The sequence below is a fragment of the Pandoraea pneumonica genome (assembly GCF_049918595.1).
In the GTDB taxonomy this organism is placed as follows: domain Bacteria; phylum Pseudomonadota; class Gammaproteobacteria; order Burkholderiales; family Burkholderiaceae; genus Pandoraea; species Pandoraea pneumonica_A.
The window spans coordinates 161932-178011 of record NZ_JBNCRZ010000003.1 but is presented as its reverse complement, the minus strand read 5'-3'; the positions used below and the strand labels follow the sequence as shown (position 1 = coordinate 178011).

The following is a 16080-nucleotide window of genomic DNA, read 5'->3' as shown; positions in this document are numbered from 1 at the left end:
GCTAAGGCTTCTCTGACCGGGTGTCGCCACGACACCCGGCCCCGCTCCATGTTCGAATCGCTGGTCGACGGTTTCTACGCCGCCTTCTCGGCGGCGCAGACCGAGATCTACACCCGCATCGTGCAGCCCGTGCTGTTCGCCACCGGGCTGATGTCGTTCGCCGACGACGCTTACGACGCCGTGCAGTTTTTCCTCATCGGCGTACTCCAGATCGTACTCATGCTGGTGCTGCTGCGCCCGCTCGAAGCCATTGCGCCCGCCGAAGCGTGGCGTGAGCGTCGAGCGGTGCGCGTCGACGTGATCTACACGCTCGTGCACCGGCTGGGTTTGTTCAATCTGGTGTTCTTCTTCGCGTTCCGCCCGTTGTTCGACGCCTTGCAGTCGTGGCTGCGCCTGATGGGCTTCGTCAATCTGAATCTGGAAGATGTTTGGCCGGGCGTGACGGACAACGCGTTCGCGAGCTTCGTGATCTATCTGGTGATTCTCGATTTCGCCGGTTACTGGTATCACCGCTGGGGGCACACGTTCCGCTGGTGGTGGGCACTGCACGCCGTGCATCACAGTCAGCGGCAAATGTCGCTGTGGACCGACAACCGAAACCATCTGCTCGACGATCTCATCAAGGCGGCGTTTTTTGCGATGATCGCCATTCTGATTGGCGTGAGTCCGGTGCAGTTCGTGCTGCTCGTGGCGGTGTCGGAATGGCTGCAAAGTCTGCAACACGCCAATACGCGGTTGCGCTTCGGTTGGCTGGGCGAACGGCTGCTGGTGAGCCCGACGTTTCATCGACGCCATCACGCCATTGGGGCAGGGCACGAAGGGCGCCATCGCGGCTGCAATTTCGGTGTGCTGTTCCCGTGGTGGGATATGGTGTTTCGCACCGCAGATTTTTCCACTGCCAGCGTGGCGACCGGTATTCGCGATCAACTCCCGCCTCCCGCTGGCCGCTCGACCGACTATGGCGAGGGGTTCTGGGCTCAGCAATGGCTGGGGCTCAAACGCCTGGCGGTGAGTTTGAAATTGCATCGACCTAACCAACCCAAGCGACCCAACGACCGTCCCCCGGCTTCTCGTACTGACCGCACTGAATCTGCATGAACGATATTCTTCGCGCGCTTGGCCGCGCGCTCGTGAGCCTGTTGCACCCGCGCATGTTGTGGCTCACTGCCATGCCTTTCTTCGTCTCCGGCCTGATTTGGGGCGCGGTGATCTGGTTCGGCTGGGAGCCGTTTACCGACTTTCTGCGGCTCTGGCTCGAACAGTGGGAATTCACACACTGGATTTACCGGTTCTTCGGCTACTTCGGTGTCGATAGTGTGCGCATGGCGCTCGCGCCGTTCATTCTCGTGGCGCTGCTCGTGCCACTCATTGTCGTGACCGCGTTGCTGCTGATCGCCGGGTGGTCGATGCCTGCGGTGCTGCGACATTTGTCGCGTCGGCACTTCATTCATCTGGAAGCACGCAAGGGCGGCTCGTTCTGGGGCAGTCTCGGCCAGTCGCTGGGGGCGACGGTGATTTTTCTGATCGCCGCGCTCGTGACATTGCCACTGTGGCTGGTGCCGCCGTTCTTTGCCATCGTGCCGCCGCTGTTGTGGGGCTGGCTCACGTATCGGGTGATGACCTACGACGCGCTGGCGTATCACGCGAGTGCCGAGGAGCGTAAGCGCATCGTGCGCGAACGACGTCTGCCGCTACTGGTGATCGGCGTGGCGACCGGGTTGCTGGGGTCGCTGCCCACGCTGTTGTGGGTTTCGTCGGTCATCATGATCGTGCTGTTCCCGGTCATCGCCTTGGTGGCGATCTGGTTGTACGTGGTGATTTTCGTGTTCTCGGCGTTGTGGTTTGCGCATTACTGCCTGCGTGCCCTGTCGCGCTTGCGTATCGAAGAGGCGGGCCGCCACGAGCCGACGCTCGACGCGACCGTGCTGCCTTCGGCGACGAGTCCGGCACCGGAAAGCGGCGACGCCACCCGTGCCGCGCAATCGGGCGTGCCGCCGTTGTTGCCGCCGCCCGGTAGCCACTGAACTGTCTCGGTTCGCCGGTGAACGCGCGGGCCTCAAAGTGTGGCGAATGACCACGAAAGTGGCACAATCGTTGATCTGCGGCCAACCGGTGTGCCGGGCGGCCGCGAACCGAATTCAAGACCTTCCCCCAAGCGCTGACGGCGCGATGCCTCGGGCAACACGAGCAACGCGGGCGCGTCGGCAAGACAAGACAAAGGACGCATCATGGCGGTCGGCATCATCATCATCGGCGACGAAATTCTCTCCGGTCGTCGCCACGACAAACACCTGCCCAAGATCATCGAGTTGCTGACCGAGCGCGGCATGCAACTGGGCTGGGCCGAATACGTGGGCGACGATCCCGAACGCATTACCGCCACCCTGCGCCGTACGTTGGCCAGCGACGACATCGTGTTCGTGACCGGCGGCATCGGTGCGACGCCTGACGACCACACGCGTCAGTGCGCGGCGGCGGCGCTCAATGTGCCGCTGGCGCTTACGCCCGAGGCCGAGGCGCTCATCATGGAGCGCATCGCGGACACGAGTCCCAATGGGCAGGCGGATATGGCAAACCCCGATAACCGCCATCGCCTGAAGATGGGCGAGTTTCCGGTCGGCGCGCGCATTCTGCCGAATCCGTACAACAAGATTCCCGGCTTCTCGGTCGAGCAGCATCACTTCATGCCGGGCTTCCCGGTGATGGCTTGGCCGATGATGGCGTGGGTGCTCGACACCTATTACGCCGACTTGCACCATCTCACCCGGCACGCCGAGCGCTCGGTGTTGGTATTCGGGCTGGCGGAGTCGACGCTGACGCCGTTGATGGAAGCCATCGAAGCCGAATATGACGGTATCAAGGTGTTCAGCCTGCCGAGCGTGGGCGATGCAGAGCGCGGGGCTGTCTATGCACGTCGTCACATCGATCTGGGCGTGAAAGGCGATCCGGCGCAGGTCGGGGCGGCGTTCGAGCGGCTGGTGGCGGGAGTGAACGCGCTAGGCGGCGAGATCATTCATCCGGCCGAAGCGGTGGCGTTGCCTGAAGGGACGGTGCCTGAGACGAAGTAAGGCGCGCCACGAAGGGCGCGCCGTTCTGCGAATGTTGTTAGAACCCGGCAAGCACCAGCTTGCCGATGGTGCGCCCACCTTCGAGTTGCGCATGTGCGCGACGCAGGTTCACGGCATTAATCGGGCCGATGACCTCGCCGACCGTCGTGCGCAGCGTGCCTGCATCGACCAGCCGCGCCACTTCGGTGAGCAGCTTGTGTTGCGCAATCATGTCGGGCGTCTCGAACATCGCCCGCGTGAACATGAACTCCCACACGAACGTGGCGCTCTTGCTCTTGAGCAAGCCAATCTCCAGCGGCCCCGCGTTCTCCACGATCGAGCAAATCTTGCCTTGCGGTGCCACGGCTTCCGCCATCGCCGGGAAGTGTGCGTCAGTGTCGTTCAGGCACAGCACGAAATCCACATGCCGCAGGCCGAGCGCTTCGAGTTGCGACGGGATGTCCTGGTAGTGGCTAATCACGTGCTGCGCACCCAACTGGCGGCACCAGTCCGCCGACTCGGGGCGTGATGCGGTCGCCACGATGTTGAGCCGCGCGAGACGTCGCGCCAATTGAATCGCAATCGACCCGACACCCCCCGCACCGCCGACGATCAGAATCGATTTGCCTTCGTCGCTGCCGTCCGGTGCGATGCCCAGGCGGTCGAATAAGGCTTCCCATGCGGTGATCGTCGTCAGCGGCAGGGCGGCGGCGTTCGCGAAGTCGAGCGACGCCGGCATGTGGCCGACGATGCGCTCGTCCACCAAATGGAACTGACTGTTTGCGCCGGGGCGGGTGATGCTGCCTGCGTAGTAGACGGGGTCGCCCACCTTGAAGAGCGTCACTTCCGGTCCGACCGCGGCGACCGTGCCCGCGGCGTCCCAGCCGAGCACGCGGGGTGAGTCTTCGATCCGGTCTTTCGGTGCACGTACCTTGGTGTCGACCGGATTCACGGAAATGGCCTCAACTTTGACCAACACGTCGCGTCCCTCCGGGGTCGGCGTGGGCAGGTCGACATCTTCGAGCGATTTGGGATCGTCGATCGGCAAATAACGGGTTAATCCGACAGCTTTCATCTGGTTTCTCCTTGAAAGGGCTCGGCGCTATGCGGGTTGCCATCCAGCGCCTGACATGATGACGAGAGATTACGACTGGCCGATTTCTTTGATAATCCGCATAATGCGGAAAAGATTTTTTTGAAAAGGCGATGAATGTCGTTGGACCTCGAGACGGTGGCGTTGTTCGTTCGCGTGGCAGCGCTGGGGAATGTGTCGGCGGCCGGGCGCGAGCGGGGGATGTCGCCCGCAGCGGCCAGTACACGTCTCGCTCAACTTGAATCGGTGCTCGGTGCGCGTCTGCTTCATCGTACGACGCGCCGCGTGGCGCTTACGCAGGAAGGCGACATTTTTCTCGTGCAAGCGCAGGCGTTGCTGATGGCCGAGGCACAAGCGCTGGCGTCGGTCGGGCAGGGGCTGGCAGCACCGCAAGGGCGCTTGCGGGTGTCGTGTTCGTCGTCATTCGGCCGACAGCACGTATCGCCGGCGCTGCCCACATTTCTCGCGCAGTACCCAGGCATCTCTTTGGATTTCCGGTTGACCGACCGTGTCGTCGATCTGATCGAAGAGGGCGTAGATCTGGCGATTCGCGTGGGCGCATTGCGTGACTCGACGTTGGTGGCGCGCAAGCTTGCCCCGAATCGCCGCGTCTTGTGTGCGTCACCGGCCTATCTCGACGCCCACGGCATGCCGAAGCATCCAGCCGAACTGGCCGGTCACGATTGCCTGACGTTGGGCGATCAGCGCGACTGGCGGTTTATGACGTCTGGGGGCGCATTGAGCGTGCGGGTAAGCGGACGCTTGTCGTCCGATAACGGTGAAGTGCTGCGCGATGCCGTCGTCGCCGGGCTGGGCATTGCCCCCAAATCGACGTGGGATATCGGGGCGTACTTGCGCAGTGGCGAGTTGGTGGAGGTGCTCTCGGCGTATCCGCTGGCCGACGATATTGCGATCTGGGCGGTCTATCCGAGCCGCGCGTTCGTGCCGCCGAAAACGCATGCGTTCATCGACTTCTTGCAGGCCCGCTTCGGGCCGGAGCCGTATTGGGATGCCGCCGAGGGTGATAGGCCCGCCGTGTGACGCTCAGTGCAGGCGATGCGAATGTTGCGATTGCGGGCGGGTGTCTTCGTGGCCGATGGCGGGGCTCGCGTGGTGAAGCACTAACCGCCAGCCGTCCGCTTCCTTGAGATAGACGTTGGTGGCCAGCACGAACGCGTAGCGCGCTTCCGGGTGCGTCTCCACCAGAATCTGTTCGAGCACGTTATGAACGGCGCACAACGGATTGTGTGCGACCTGAAGATGACTGACGGCCACTTGCAGGCCGCCTTTGCCCAGAATCTGCCGCCAACTAGCGCGCACGGCCGCGGGGCCCACATGGCGTGGCCCGGCCGGATGAATGCAGACGATCTCCTCGTCCTCCGACCACACGTCCATCACGATATCGATGTCACCGGCACGAAGCGCCTCGTAGTAGGCGTGCTCGGCATCTTCCGGACTCAGATATATGGCTGCGGGCATAACGGCGGCCTCCGTCGGTGTGATGCGCCGGACCACAGGTGGCAGCCCGGCGAACGCGCAGATTATGGAGGGTTTGCCCGAGCTTGTCGAACGCTTGCGCGACCGGCGGCAGGCCATGGTTTCGCCAGCCGCGAGCGGTGTACCGGTGCCGCGCGACTCTTGATCTGGCGCAAGGCAAGCGAGTCGTGCGGCCGGTAGCTTATGGGTTATGCGCAGGTTGTGCGCCGGGGTAGGCGAAAAACGCAGCGGTTAGCAGGGGGCGCCGGCCAGCGTGTGCAGAGCCGTGGCGTCGATGATTTTGACGTGGCGCTGGCGGATTTCGATCATGCCGTTCTGGGCAAAGCGGGAGAACAGCCGGCTTACAGTTTCGAGCTTGAGGCCAAGGAAGCTGCCGATCTCTTCGCGGCTCATACGCAGCACGAACTCGTTGGCAGCGTAGCCGCGTGCGGCCAGGCGCTCCGAGAGGTTGAGCAGGAACACAGCCAAACGCTCCTCGGCACGCATGGTGCCCAACGCAAGCAGTTGCTGGTGTTCGTTACGGATTTCCTGGCTCATCAGGCGGTGCATTTGCCGTTGCAGTGAAGGCACCTGACGCGAGAGCGTTTCCAACTCGCCGAAGCGGGCGATGCACAGTTCGCTGTCTTCGAGGGCGACGGCGGTGCTCGGGTGATGGTTGTCGGCGATGGCGTCGAGGCCGATGAGTTCGCCTTGCAGGTGGAAGCCGACGACCTGTTCACGCCCGTCAGGCGCGGTGACGCAGCTCTTGAGGGAGCCGAAACGAATGCCGTAGACGGCGTTAAGCGTATCGTTGGCGTGATAGAGCACTTCGCCCTTTTTGAGGCGACGGCGCTCGCTCACGAGTGCATCCAGTCGTTCCAGTTCGGGTGCCGGAATGCCGACGGGCAGGCAAAACTGCCCCAGCGAGCACGTGGAACAACGGGGCTGAGCGACTGGAATGCGTCCGATCTCGGTGGTCATGGAAGCCCTTGAAGTTATTTCAGAAGTTTACCATGGTGCGTCCACCCGTCGTTTCAGGCGCCGGGGCTGCCTGTCGGACTCGGGAGGGGTGCAGAACGCTTGTTTGAGGGGCTGCATCGGGTAAGACGTGGCTCGGCTGCGACATGACGCCGCAGGCGGGCGGCGAGTGCGTTGGCGGGGCGCAGGCGCGATTGTCCCGCCCCACAAAGGCGGGCGCGGGACAGTGAGATATCGACGACGCTTTACGGGCGACAGGGTTTCAGTAATAATTGCGCACATACCGGACGTCCGTCTCGCCGCACTATCGGCCTGGGCGTTTTCCCGGCAGGTCGTTTCGAAGCATCCAGGTCGCGCCGCCGTCACTACGACCGAACACAAAAGGGCGCGCGCTTATGCGAAGCGGTTGTTTTTTCGATCTACGACCGTTTCTCGTGTTCCAAGCATCCATTTATTCCTGATACCGGGTCGCCAAGCCCCCGGTCTGCTTAGTCGCACATGAATACCCAAGAGGCGAAACTCGTCCTCGAGACCGCGTTGATTTGCGCGCAGGAGCCGCTTAAGGTCGGCGATCTGCGCAAGCTTTTCAATGACACCGTGTCTGGCGATACGGTGCGCGCGCTGCTCGAGGAAATCCGCGTGCAATGGGATGGCCGAGGTGTGGAATTGGTGGCGCTGGCCACCGGCTGGCGTTTCCAGAGCCGTCCGCGCATGCGTGAATATCTCGATCGCCTCAATCCGGAAAAGCCGCCGAAGTACTCGCGCGCTGTGATGGAGACGCTGGCGATCATTGCATACCGTCAACCGGTCACGCGTGGCGATATCGAAGAGATTCGCGGCGTGACGGTCAATACGCAGATCATCAAGCAGTTGGAAGACCGTGGTTGGATTGAAGTGATCGGTCATCGCGATGTGCCGGGACGCCCCGGCTTGTACGCGACGACCAAAGACTTCCTTGACGACCTCGGCTTGCGGGCGCTCGACGCGCTGCCGCCGCTGGAAGACCCGGCGGCGCAGGCGCAGATCGACTTGCTCGCACAGCAGAACATCGAATTCGGCGAACGCGCCGAGGGCGAAGAAAGCAACGACGAAGCGATATCGGACGATGTGCCGGTCGCGGACGCCGACGCGTTGGCACGTTTGGCGCAAGCACGTGCCGACGACCTTCCGCTCGCGCAGGGCGTGCCGGAAGATCAGCGGCCGGTGTCCGATGCCGCACTGGCATTCGCCGACGACGCACTGCTCGACGCGGTGATCGCCGAAGGCGAAGACAGTGGATTGTCGACGTCGACGGAACTCCCGGACGTGACGCGCGTCAGTGAGCAGGTCGATGTTGCAGACTCGGCCATCGAACAGAACGAGGAATATTCCGAAGAATCGGAACCTGTGGCCCCGGTCGACGACGATCCGCCGCAAGATATGCAGCACGTGACGACGCAGGCGGACGATCCCGCCGCGACGGCATCGCAGGAAGTGACCCCGCACGCTGCCGACACGGCGGCGAACGAAGCCGAAGCCGGGCAGCCCTTGCCCGGTTCGGACGAGGACGACGACGAGAACGGCGGGGACGACAAGAATCTCGTCACCGGTACCTGAGGCTCCGGCGCATTGCGCCGGGTTCGCACAGGGCCGTTAGCGACAAAAACGAAGCCGCGGCATCAGTTTGCCGCGCATTCATGGTGCGAACACGGATCAGGGCAGCGACACTTGCCTGCCCGCCACGATCCCGTTTTCCAATGAGGTTGTGTTGAAACAAAACGAAGAATCCCAGGACCTGCACGCACGCGATGCCGGTGCCGATGCACGCGCGCCGGAAGGCGAGGGCGGCGATGATAAGGCGTCGCGCCGTGGTTTGCGCCGTGGTCCGCGTAGTCTGATCGCCCGCCGTCGTGCGGCCCAGCAAGCCAAGCGAGAAGGTGACGAAGGCGGTCCGGGCGATGCTGCGCCGGCCGACGCGCCGCATGCCGACGTGACGCAAGGTCAAGAGGCGACAGCCGAGAGCCCAATCGCAGCACAAGGCCGTGGCCGCACCGGCACCCGCAAACCGCGCGCTGCAAAGCGCGAAGGCGCGGGGCAAGGTGCGCAGGGCGCCCCGGCCGACGGCGCGGGCAACGGTGCGGGTGCCAAAGCGTCCGGCAACGGCGCGAGCGCAGGCAAAGGTCAAGGCGCCAGCAAGGGGCGCGGCCGCAAGGCGCCGGGTGGCGCTGGTGGCGGCCCGCGTGGTGCCAAGGGCGGCGACGACGATCTGTTCTCGTTCGTGACGTCGGGCGGTTTCGACAACGAAGATGCGGAAGGTGACAAGGCTGGGGCCAAGCGCGGTGCGCGCAAGCCGGCCGATCGCCGTGTGCTCTCGCCGGACGATGAAGCGCCCAAGCTGCATAAAGTGCTCGCCGAGGCAGGCATGGGCTCGCGCCGCGAGATGGAAGAACTGATTCTTGCTGGGCGCGTGTCGGTGAATGCCGAACCGGCGCACATCGGTCAGCGCATTCTGCCGACCGATCAGGTGCGTATCAACGGCAAGCTCGTCAAGCGCCGGATCACCAGCAAGCCCCCGCGCGTGCTGCTGTATCACAAGCCGTCTGGCGAAATCGTCAGCCATGCCGATCCGGAAGGTCGTGCGTCGGTGTTCGACCGTCTGCCGCCGATGAAGACGGCAAAGTGGCTGGCCGTGGGCCGTCTCGACTTCAATACGGAAGGGTTGCTGATCCTGACGACGTCGGGCGATCTGGCTAACCGATTCATGCATCCGCGTTATGGCATCGAGCGTGAATATGCCGTGCGTACGGTCGGTCAGTTGAGCGAGTCTTCGCGTCAGCAATTGCTGCGCGGTATCGAACTCGACGACGGTCAGGCCAACTTCCTGCGCTTGCAGGACGGCGGCGGCGAAGGCTCGAATCACTGGTATCACGTGGCGCTGACCGAAGGGCGTAACCGCGAAGTGCGTCGTATGTTCGACGCGGCGGGCCTGATGGTGAGCCGTCTGATCCGTACGCGTTATGGCCCGCTCACGCTGCCGCGCGGCCTCAAGCGCGGCCGTTACGAAGAGTTGGACGACGCACAAGTGCGCTCGCTCTTCGCAGCAGTCGGCATGAAGATGCCGGGCGCTAGCGAGGCGGAGAAGGGTGGCAAGGGTACGCGTGGCGGTAAGGCCGGTGCGCCGAAAGAGCCGCGTCGCCAGCCGGATCCGATGCAAACCGCATTGGGTGTGTTCGGCAAGGAGCAAGGTTACGGCCAGTCGCGTCGTCCGCGCGCCAATCCGCTGACGGCATTTGTCGGCCCGAGCGGCGGTTTCCCGAGCCCGACGGGCTCGCCGCGTGGCGAAGGCCGTCGCTTCGGTGGCGGGAATTCGACGGGCGGTGGTGGCTTTGGTGGTCAGTCGCGCGGCGGGAATTCCGCGGGCGGTGGCGGCTTTGGCGGCCAATCGCGTGGCGGCAACGGTGGCGGTGGCAATGGTGGCAACGCCAACGGCAATCGCAGTCGCGGCGGCAATCGATCGGGTGGCGGTGGCGGTGCTGGTCAGGGCAATTCGGGCGGCAACCGGGGCAACCGTGGTGGCAACCGCTCGCGCTGATATATTGCGTTGCAGCGGCGTTGCGCAGATGCCCGTCCAGCGGGCATTTGCCGCGCCAAGCGTTGCAAAATGGCCGAAAACCATATAAAATCAGTGAATAAGCTGGTTAGCGCGTCGGACTTTCTGTTGCGGCGCGCACCTCATGCGCAATGAGGACGTAAGAAATGGGCGTTTCGCCCATTTTTTTTTGCCGCGAGCGTTTTGCGCGGCCGATGCCGCCGCGTTTGGGAGTGGGTGTGTCGACACAGGCACGCCGGCCCTGACGGTCGAGGCAGGTATCGTGCGGCGTCCCATGCGGGGCGCGCAGACATGTCGGGCGCTGATGCGCGCGAGTTTTTCTAGGGTGAGCAAAGTTGCAATTGCCAGAACTGATCGAGACCACGGTCGAAGGCCTGGGTTACGAGCTGGTCGATCTTGAGCGCGCCGGCGGCGGTTTGCTGCGCGTTTATATCGACAAGCCGGAGGGCATCGCGATCGATGACTGCGAGACGGTAAGCCGTCAGCTCTCGCACGTGTTGATGGTCGAGAACGTCAACTACGACCGACTTGAAGTGTCGTCGCCGGGGCTGGATCGTCCGCTGCGAAAGCTGCGCGACTTCGAGCGTTTTGCCGGTGCGGAAGTGAGTCTCACGTTGCGTGTGCCGCTTGAAGGCCGTAAGCAGTTCCGCGGCATCTTGCAGGCGCCGCAAGGCGAAAATCTGAGCCTCGAGTTCGAAGGCAAGGGCGGCCCGGCGCTGCTCGAATTCACCCTCGCGGATATTGACCGTGCGCGCCTTGTGCCGCAGATTGATTTTAGGAGTCGCAAACGATGAGTCGCGAAGTATTGCTGTTGGTCGATGCGCTCGCGCGCGAAAAGAACGTCGACAAGGATGTCGTGTTCGGCGCGCTGGAAGCGGCATTGGCTTCGGCCACCAAGAAGCGCTACACCGAAGACGTCGACATTCGCGTGCACATCGACCGTGAGTCGGGCGAGCACGAGAGCTTCCGTCGTTGGCTGGTAGTGCCCGACGAAGCCGGCCTGCAAGAGCCGGACAAGCAGATTCTGCTGTTCGAAGCCAAAGAAGAAAACGCCTCGATCGAACTCGGCGAGTTCATCGAAGAGCCGGTGGAATCGGTCGAATTCGGCCGTATCGGCGCGCAAGCGGCCAAGCAAGTGATTCTGCAACGCATTCGCGATGCCGAGCGCGAGCAGATTCTGTCGGACTTCCTCGAGCGTGGCGAAAAGATCATGACCGGCACGGTCAAGCGTCTCGACAAGGGCAACCTGATCGTCGAGTCGGGCCGTGTGGAAGCGCTGCTGCGTCGCGATCAACTGATTCCGAAAGAAAACCTCCGTATCGGTGACCGCGTTCGCGCGTACATCGTGAAGGTCGATCGTACGGCGCGTGGCCCGCAGATTGAACTCTCGCGCACCGCACCGGAATTCCTGATCGAGTTGTTCGGCATGGAAGTGCCGGAGATCGAGCAGGGCCTGCTCGAGATCAAGTCGGCCGCCCGTGACCCGGGTGTGCGCGCGAAGATCGCCGTGGTGGCCTACGACAAGCGTATCGACCCGATCGGTACGTGCGTGGGTATCCGCGGAACGCGTGTGCAGGCCGTGCGTAACGAGCTGGGTGGTGAAAACGTCGATATCGTGCTGTGGTCGGAAGACCCGGCGCAATTCGTGATCGGTGCGCTGGCACCGGCGGCAGTGCAGTCGATCGTCGTTGACGAAGAGAAGCACAGCATGGACGTGGTCGTCGACGAGAACGAACTGGCGGTGGCGATTGGTCGCAGCGGTCAGAACGTGCGTCTGGCGTCGGAACTGACCGGCTGGCAGATCAACATCATGACGCCGGACGAATCGGCCGAGAAGCAGAACGAAGAGCGCGGCACGTTGCGCACGTTGTTCATGCAGCGTCTCGATGTGGACGAGGAAGTGGCGGACATCCTGATCGAGGAAGGTTTCTCGAGTCTGGAAGAGATCGCCTACGTGCCGCTCAACGAAATGCTCGAGATCGAAGCTTTCGATGAAGACACGGTGCATGAGTTGCGCAATCGTGCGCGTGACGCACTGCTGACGCAGGCGATTGCCACCGAGGAGAAGGTTGAGGGCGTTGCGCTCGACCTGAAGAGCCTCGACGGCATGACGCCCGAGTTGCTGGCCAAGCTGGCCGAGCATGAAATTCAGACGCGCGATGATCTGGCCGAGCTGGCCGTCGACGAACTGACCGAAATGACCGGTGTCGACGAGGAAGCTGCGAAGGCTTTGATCATGAAAGCGCGAGAGCACTGGTTCCAATGATGACCTGCCCCGGCATGCATATGGAACAGTGAACTTTGAAGTTAACCGCAAGGCGCGTGGCCTTGCTTGAAGAGGTTTGAATGGCGAGCATCAACGTAGCCCAATTTGCTGAAGAACTGAAAATGCCGGCCGGCGTGTTGCTGGAGCAACTCAAAGCCGCCGGTGTGGACAAACTCAGCGCCGACGATTCGGTAACGGAAGCCGACAAGGCCCGTTTGCTGGAGCACCTGCGCCGATCGCACGGCGCTGGCGACGGCGACAAAAAGAAGATCACTCTGACGCGTCGCCAGACCTCGGAAATCAAGCAAGCCGACGCGACCGGTAAGGCGCGGACGATTCAAGTTGAAGTCCGCAAGAAGCGTACTTTCGTCAAGCGCGACGACGTCGCAGAAGGCGGTGAGAACGCTGCGGCTTCGGCCGAAGACGAAGCGTTGCGCCAGCGCGAGGAAGACGCACGCCGTGAGGCGGAGCGTCTTGCCGCCGAGGCTGCGGAGCTGAAGCTGCGCCAGGAACAACTCGAACGCGAAGAGGCCGAGCGCCGCGAGCGTGAAGAGAAGGAAGCGGCTGAGCGTCGTGCCCGCGAAGAAGCGGAGCGTGCTGCTGCGGCTGCGAAGGCTGCGGCGGAAGCGCAAGCCAAGTTGGAAGCGAAGGCAGAGGCTAAGGTCGATGTCGAAGCCGACAAGGCTGCGCAAGCCGAGACCGAAAAGGCCGAGCAGGCGAAGCAAGAAGCTGCTCAGCAAGCCGAGAAGGCTGCGACCGCCAAAGCGGACGCCGAGCGCGAGCAGGCCCGCAAGGCCAGCGAAGAAGCGCGTGCGGCGGCCGAAAAGGCGAGTGCTGCGGCTGACAAGGCGCGTGCCGAAGAGGAAGCGATTCGCAAGCGTCGTGCGGCAGCGGAAGCGGAAGCTCGCGCCATTCGCGAAATGATGAATGCACCGCGCCGCGTGCTGAAGGCACCGGAGCCGGCACCGGCGGCTGCGCCTGCACCGGTGGCGGCCAAGCCGGAAGCCAAGGGCACGCTGCACAAGCCTGCGCGGCCGGAAGGTTCGACGTCGGCCAAGCCGGCAGACAAGAAGCCGGCAACGACGGCAGCGCCTTCGACGACCGCCAATGCGGACAAGAAGGACAAGAAGCCGGGCGCATGGCAGAAGGATGCCGACAACCGCAACAAGCGCGGTGGTATGAAGACGCGCGGCGACACGAGCGGTGGTTCGGATGGTTGGCGTGGCGGTGGCCGTGGCGGCCGTCGTGGCGACCGTCATGCGCAGGACAATCAGTTCCAGGCGCCGAGCGAGCCGATCGTGCGCGACGTGCACGTGCCGGAAACGATTAGCGTTGCCGATCTGGCGCACAAGATGTCGGTCAAGGCTGCTGAAGTCATCAAGTTGATGATGAAGATGGGCCAGATGGTGACCATCAATCAGGTGCTCGATCAGGAAACGGCGATGATCGTGGTGGAAGAACTTGGCCACCGCGCGATCGCTGCGAAGCTGGACGATCCGGAAACGCTGCTGGACCTGGGCAATGAAGCTTCGGTTGCCGAAGCCCTGCCGCGTCCGCCGGTGGTGACGGTGATGGGTCACGTCGACCACGGTAAGACGTCGCTGCTGGACTACATCCGTCGCGCCAAGGTGGCGTCGGGCGAAGCCGGTGGTATTACGCAGCACATTGGTGCGTATCACGTTGAAACGCCGCGCGGTACGGTGACGTTCCTCGACACCCCGGGTCACGAGGCCTTCACGGCCATGCGTGCTCGCGGTGCGCAGGCAACGGACATCGTGATTCTGGTGGTGGCGGCCGACGACGGCGTGATGCCGCAGACGAAGGAAGCTATCGCTCACGCGAAGTCGGCCGGTGTGCCGATCGTGGTGGCGATCAACAAGATCGATAAGCCGGAAGCTAACGCCGACCGCGTGAAGCAGGAACTCGTGGCCGAGGGTGTGGTGCCGGAAGAGTACGGTGGCGATTCGCCGTTCGTGCCGGTGTCGGCCAAGACGGGTACGGGTATCGACGATCTGCTCGAGAACGTGCTGTTGCAGGCTGAAGTGCTGGAACTGAAGGCACCGGAAGATGCACCGGCGAAGGGTATCGTGATCGAAGCCAAGCTCGATAAGGGTAAGGGTCCGGTCGCGACGATCCTGGTGCAGTCGGGCACGCTCAAGCGTGGCGACATGGTGCTGGCTGGTCAGGCTTATGGCCGCGTGCGCGCCATGCTCGACGAAACGGGTAAGAACGCGAAGGAAGCCGGTCCGTCGATCCCTGTGGAAATTCAGGGTCTGTCGGAAGTGCCGGGTGCTGGTGAAGAAGTGCTGGTGGTGCAGGACGAGCGCAAGGCACGTGAAATCGCCTTGTTCCGTCAGGGCAAGTTCCGCGATGTGAAGCTGGCCAAGCAACAAGCCGCGAAGCTCGAGAACATGTTCGAGCAAATGGCCGAAGGCGAAGTCAAGACGCTGCCCCTCATCATCAAGGCAGACGTGCAGGGTTCGCAGGAAGCCTTGGCCCAGTCGCTCAACAAGCTCTCGACGCCGGAAGTGCGTGTGCAGATCGTGCACGCAGCGGTGGGTGGCATCAGCGAAAGCGACGTCAACTTGGCGACGGCTTCGAAGGCGGTCATCATCGGCTTCAACACGCGTGCCGATGCACTGGCTCGCAAGCTGGCCGAATCGAACGGTATCGACATTCGTTACTACAACATCATCTATGACGCAGTGGATGAGGTGAAGGCGGCAATGTCGGGCATGTTGGCCCCGGAGAAGAAGGAAGAAATCACCGGTATGGTCGAAGTGCGCCAGACGTTCCGCGTGCCGAAGGTGGGTACGGTTGCCGGTTGTATGGTGCTCGACGGTTTCGTCAAGCGCTCGTCGCATGTGCGAGTGCTGCGCGAGAACGTGGTCATCTTCACGGGCGAGCTGGATTCGCTCAAGCGCTTCAAGGACGACGTCAAGGAAGTCAAGCAGGGCTTCGAGTGCGGTCTGTCGGTGAAGAACTTCAACGACATCCAGGAAGGCGACCAACTGGAAGCGTTCGAAATCACGGAAGTTGCGCGTTCGCTGTAATACGCAACGTACAACGGATGTGGAATGGCCCACCAAGCCGGGAAACCGGTGGGGTGGGCCATTGCATTACTAGCGAGTGAGTCATGGCAAAGAAACGTAACATTCCGGGCGGTCGCAATCTGCGCATCAACGATCAGATTCAGCGCGACTTGTCGGAGCTGATTCAGCGTGAAGTGAAAGACCCGCGTATCGGTCTGGTGACGCTGCAAAGCGTGGAAGTCACGCCCGATTACGCACACGCGAAGGTGTACTACACCACGCTCACGGGCGACCCCAAGCAAACGGGCGAAGCGCTCAACGAAGCGGCCGGTTTCCTGCGCAATATGCTGTTTAAGCGGCTGCACATTCACACGGTGCCGACGCTGCATTTCCATTTCGACCAATCGATCGAACGTGCGATCGAAATGTCGCGCCTCATCGATACCGCGAACGCCACGCGCGCGAAGGAAGAAGCTGACGCCGAAGGTGGCAGCGATGAAAGCGACGCCGGCGACGACGCCGAACAAGACAAGCACGACGACCGCAAGTAAGCGGCCGGTCGAACGACGCTGCACGCCGGACCGTTGCAAATCGGTCCG

General features: G+C 62.8%; 13 protein-coding genes. 10 read left to right on the top strand and 3 right to left on the bottom strand.

From position 1 onward, the window contains the following. The first annotated feature begins 48 nt into the window (after positions 1-48). The 3 genes from ACPWR9_RS13305 to ACPWR9_RS13295 all read left to right on the top strand — a co-directional run bounded on the left by ACPWR9_RS13305 (position 49) and on the right by ACPWR9_RS13295 (position 3068). A complete protein-coding gene (locus ACPWR9_RS13305) occupies positions 49-1098 on the top strand; it encodes a sterol desaturase family protein (protein ID WP_426298305.1) in 1050 nt (349 codons plus the stop codon). Next, the gene (locus ACPWR9_RS13300) at positions 1095-2024 is read left to right on the top strand and encodes an EI24 domain-containing protein (RefSeq protein WP_426298303.1); all 930 of its coding nucleotides are present in this window, start codon (positions 1095-1097) and stop codon (positions 2022-2024) included. Before ACPWR9_RS13305 ends, ACPWR9_RS13300 begins: the two co-directional genes overlap by 4 nt. A 204-nt stretch (positions 2025-2228) precedes the next feature. Next, positions 2229-3068 (top strand): competence/damage-inducible protein A, encoded by an 840-nt coding sequence (locus ACPWR9_RS13295; protein ID WP_426298301.1) that lies wholly within the window; start codon positions 2229-2231, stop codon positions 3066-3068. A gap of 37 nt (positions 3069-3105) precedes the next feature. Here the strand turns inward: ACPWR9_RS13295 and ACPWR9_RS13290 are convergent, their stop codons facing one another. Then, complete coding sequence (locus ACPWR9_RS13290) at positions 3106-4122, bottom strand: zinc-binding alcohol dehydrogenase family protein (protein WP_426298299.1); 1017 nt, start codon at positions 4120-4122, stop codon at positions 3106-3108. A 135-nt stretch (positions 4123-4257) separates the two neighbouring features. Here ACPWR9_RS13290 and ACPWR9_RS13285 point away from each other — a divergent pair, with 135 nt between their 5' ends. Continuing rightward, entirely contained in the window at positions 4258-5181 is a 924-nt protein-coding gene (locus tag ACPWR9_RS13285) for a LysR family transcriptional regulator (protein WP_426298297.1), read from the top strand. 3 nt (positions 5182-5184) lie between these two features. On the opposite strand, the gene ACPWR9_RS13280 is transcribed toward ACPWR9_RS13285, so the two are convergent. Together ACPWR9_RS13280 and fnr are read right to left on the bottom strand one after the other, a co-directional pair. After that, on the bottom strand, positions 5185-5619 hold the full coding sequence (locus ACPWR9_RS13280; protein WP_426298295.1) for a YybH family protein: 435 nt from the start codon (positions 5617-5619) through the stop codon (positions 5185-5187). Between the two features lie 249 nt (positions 5620-5868). After that, positions 5869-6597 carry a fumarate/nitrate reduction transcriptional regulator Fnr gene (fnr, locus tag ACPWR9_RS13275; protein ID WP_426298293.1) on the bottom strand — a complete coding sequence of 243 codons (729 nt, stop codon included), beginning with the start codon at positions 6595-6597 and terminating at the stop codon, positions 5869-5871. Positions 6598-7092: 495 nt separating this feature from the next. Here fnr and scpB point away from each other — a divergent pair, with 495 nt between their 5' ends. The 6 genes from scpB to rbfA all read left to right on the top strand — a co-directional run bounded on the left by scpB (position 7093) and on the right by rbfA (position 16032). Continuing rightward, entirely contained in the window at positions 7093-8190 is a 1098-nt protein-coding gene (gene scpB / locus ACPWR9_RS13270) for an SMC-Scp complex subunit ScpB (RefSeq protein WP_426298291.1), read from the top strand. A 178-nt stretch (positions 8191-8368) separates the two neighbouring features. After that, a complete protein-coding gene (locus tag ACPWR9_RS13265; protein WP_426299342.1) occupies positions 8369-10165 on the top strand; it encodes a pseudouridine synthase in 1797 nt (598 codons plus the stop codon). Positions 10166-10518: 353 nt separating this feature from the next. Next, a complete protein-coding gene (gene rimP, locus ACPWR9_RS13260) occupies positions 10519-10977 on the top strand; it encodes a ribosome maturation factor RimP (protein WP_150678520.1) in 459 nt (152 codons plus the stop codon). Further along, on the top strand, positions 10974-12449 hold the full coding sequence (gene nusA / locus ACPWR9_RS13255) for a transcription termination factor NusA (RefSeq protein WP_150678519.1): 1476 nt from the start codon (positions 10974-10976) through the stop codon (positions 12447-12449). Before rimP ends, nusA begins: the two co-directional genes overlap by 4 nt. Positions 12450-12529: 80 nt before the next feature. Continuing rightward, positions 12530-15502, top strand: coding sequence for a translation initiation factor IF-2 (gene infB / locus ACPWR9_RS13250; RefSeq protein ID WP_426298289.1), 2973 nt, complete (start codon positions 12530-12532; stop codon positions 15500-15502). An 83-nt stretch (positions 15503-15585) separates the two neighbouring features. Further along, positions 15586-16032, top strand: a complete 447-nt coding sequence (gene rbfA / locus ACPWR9_RS13245; protein ID WP_150678517.1) for a 30S ribosome-binding factor RbfA — start codon at positions 15586-15588, stop codon at positions 16030-16032. The last annotated feature ends 48 nt before the right edge of the window (positions 16033-16080 follow it).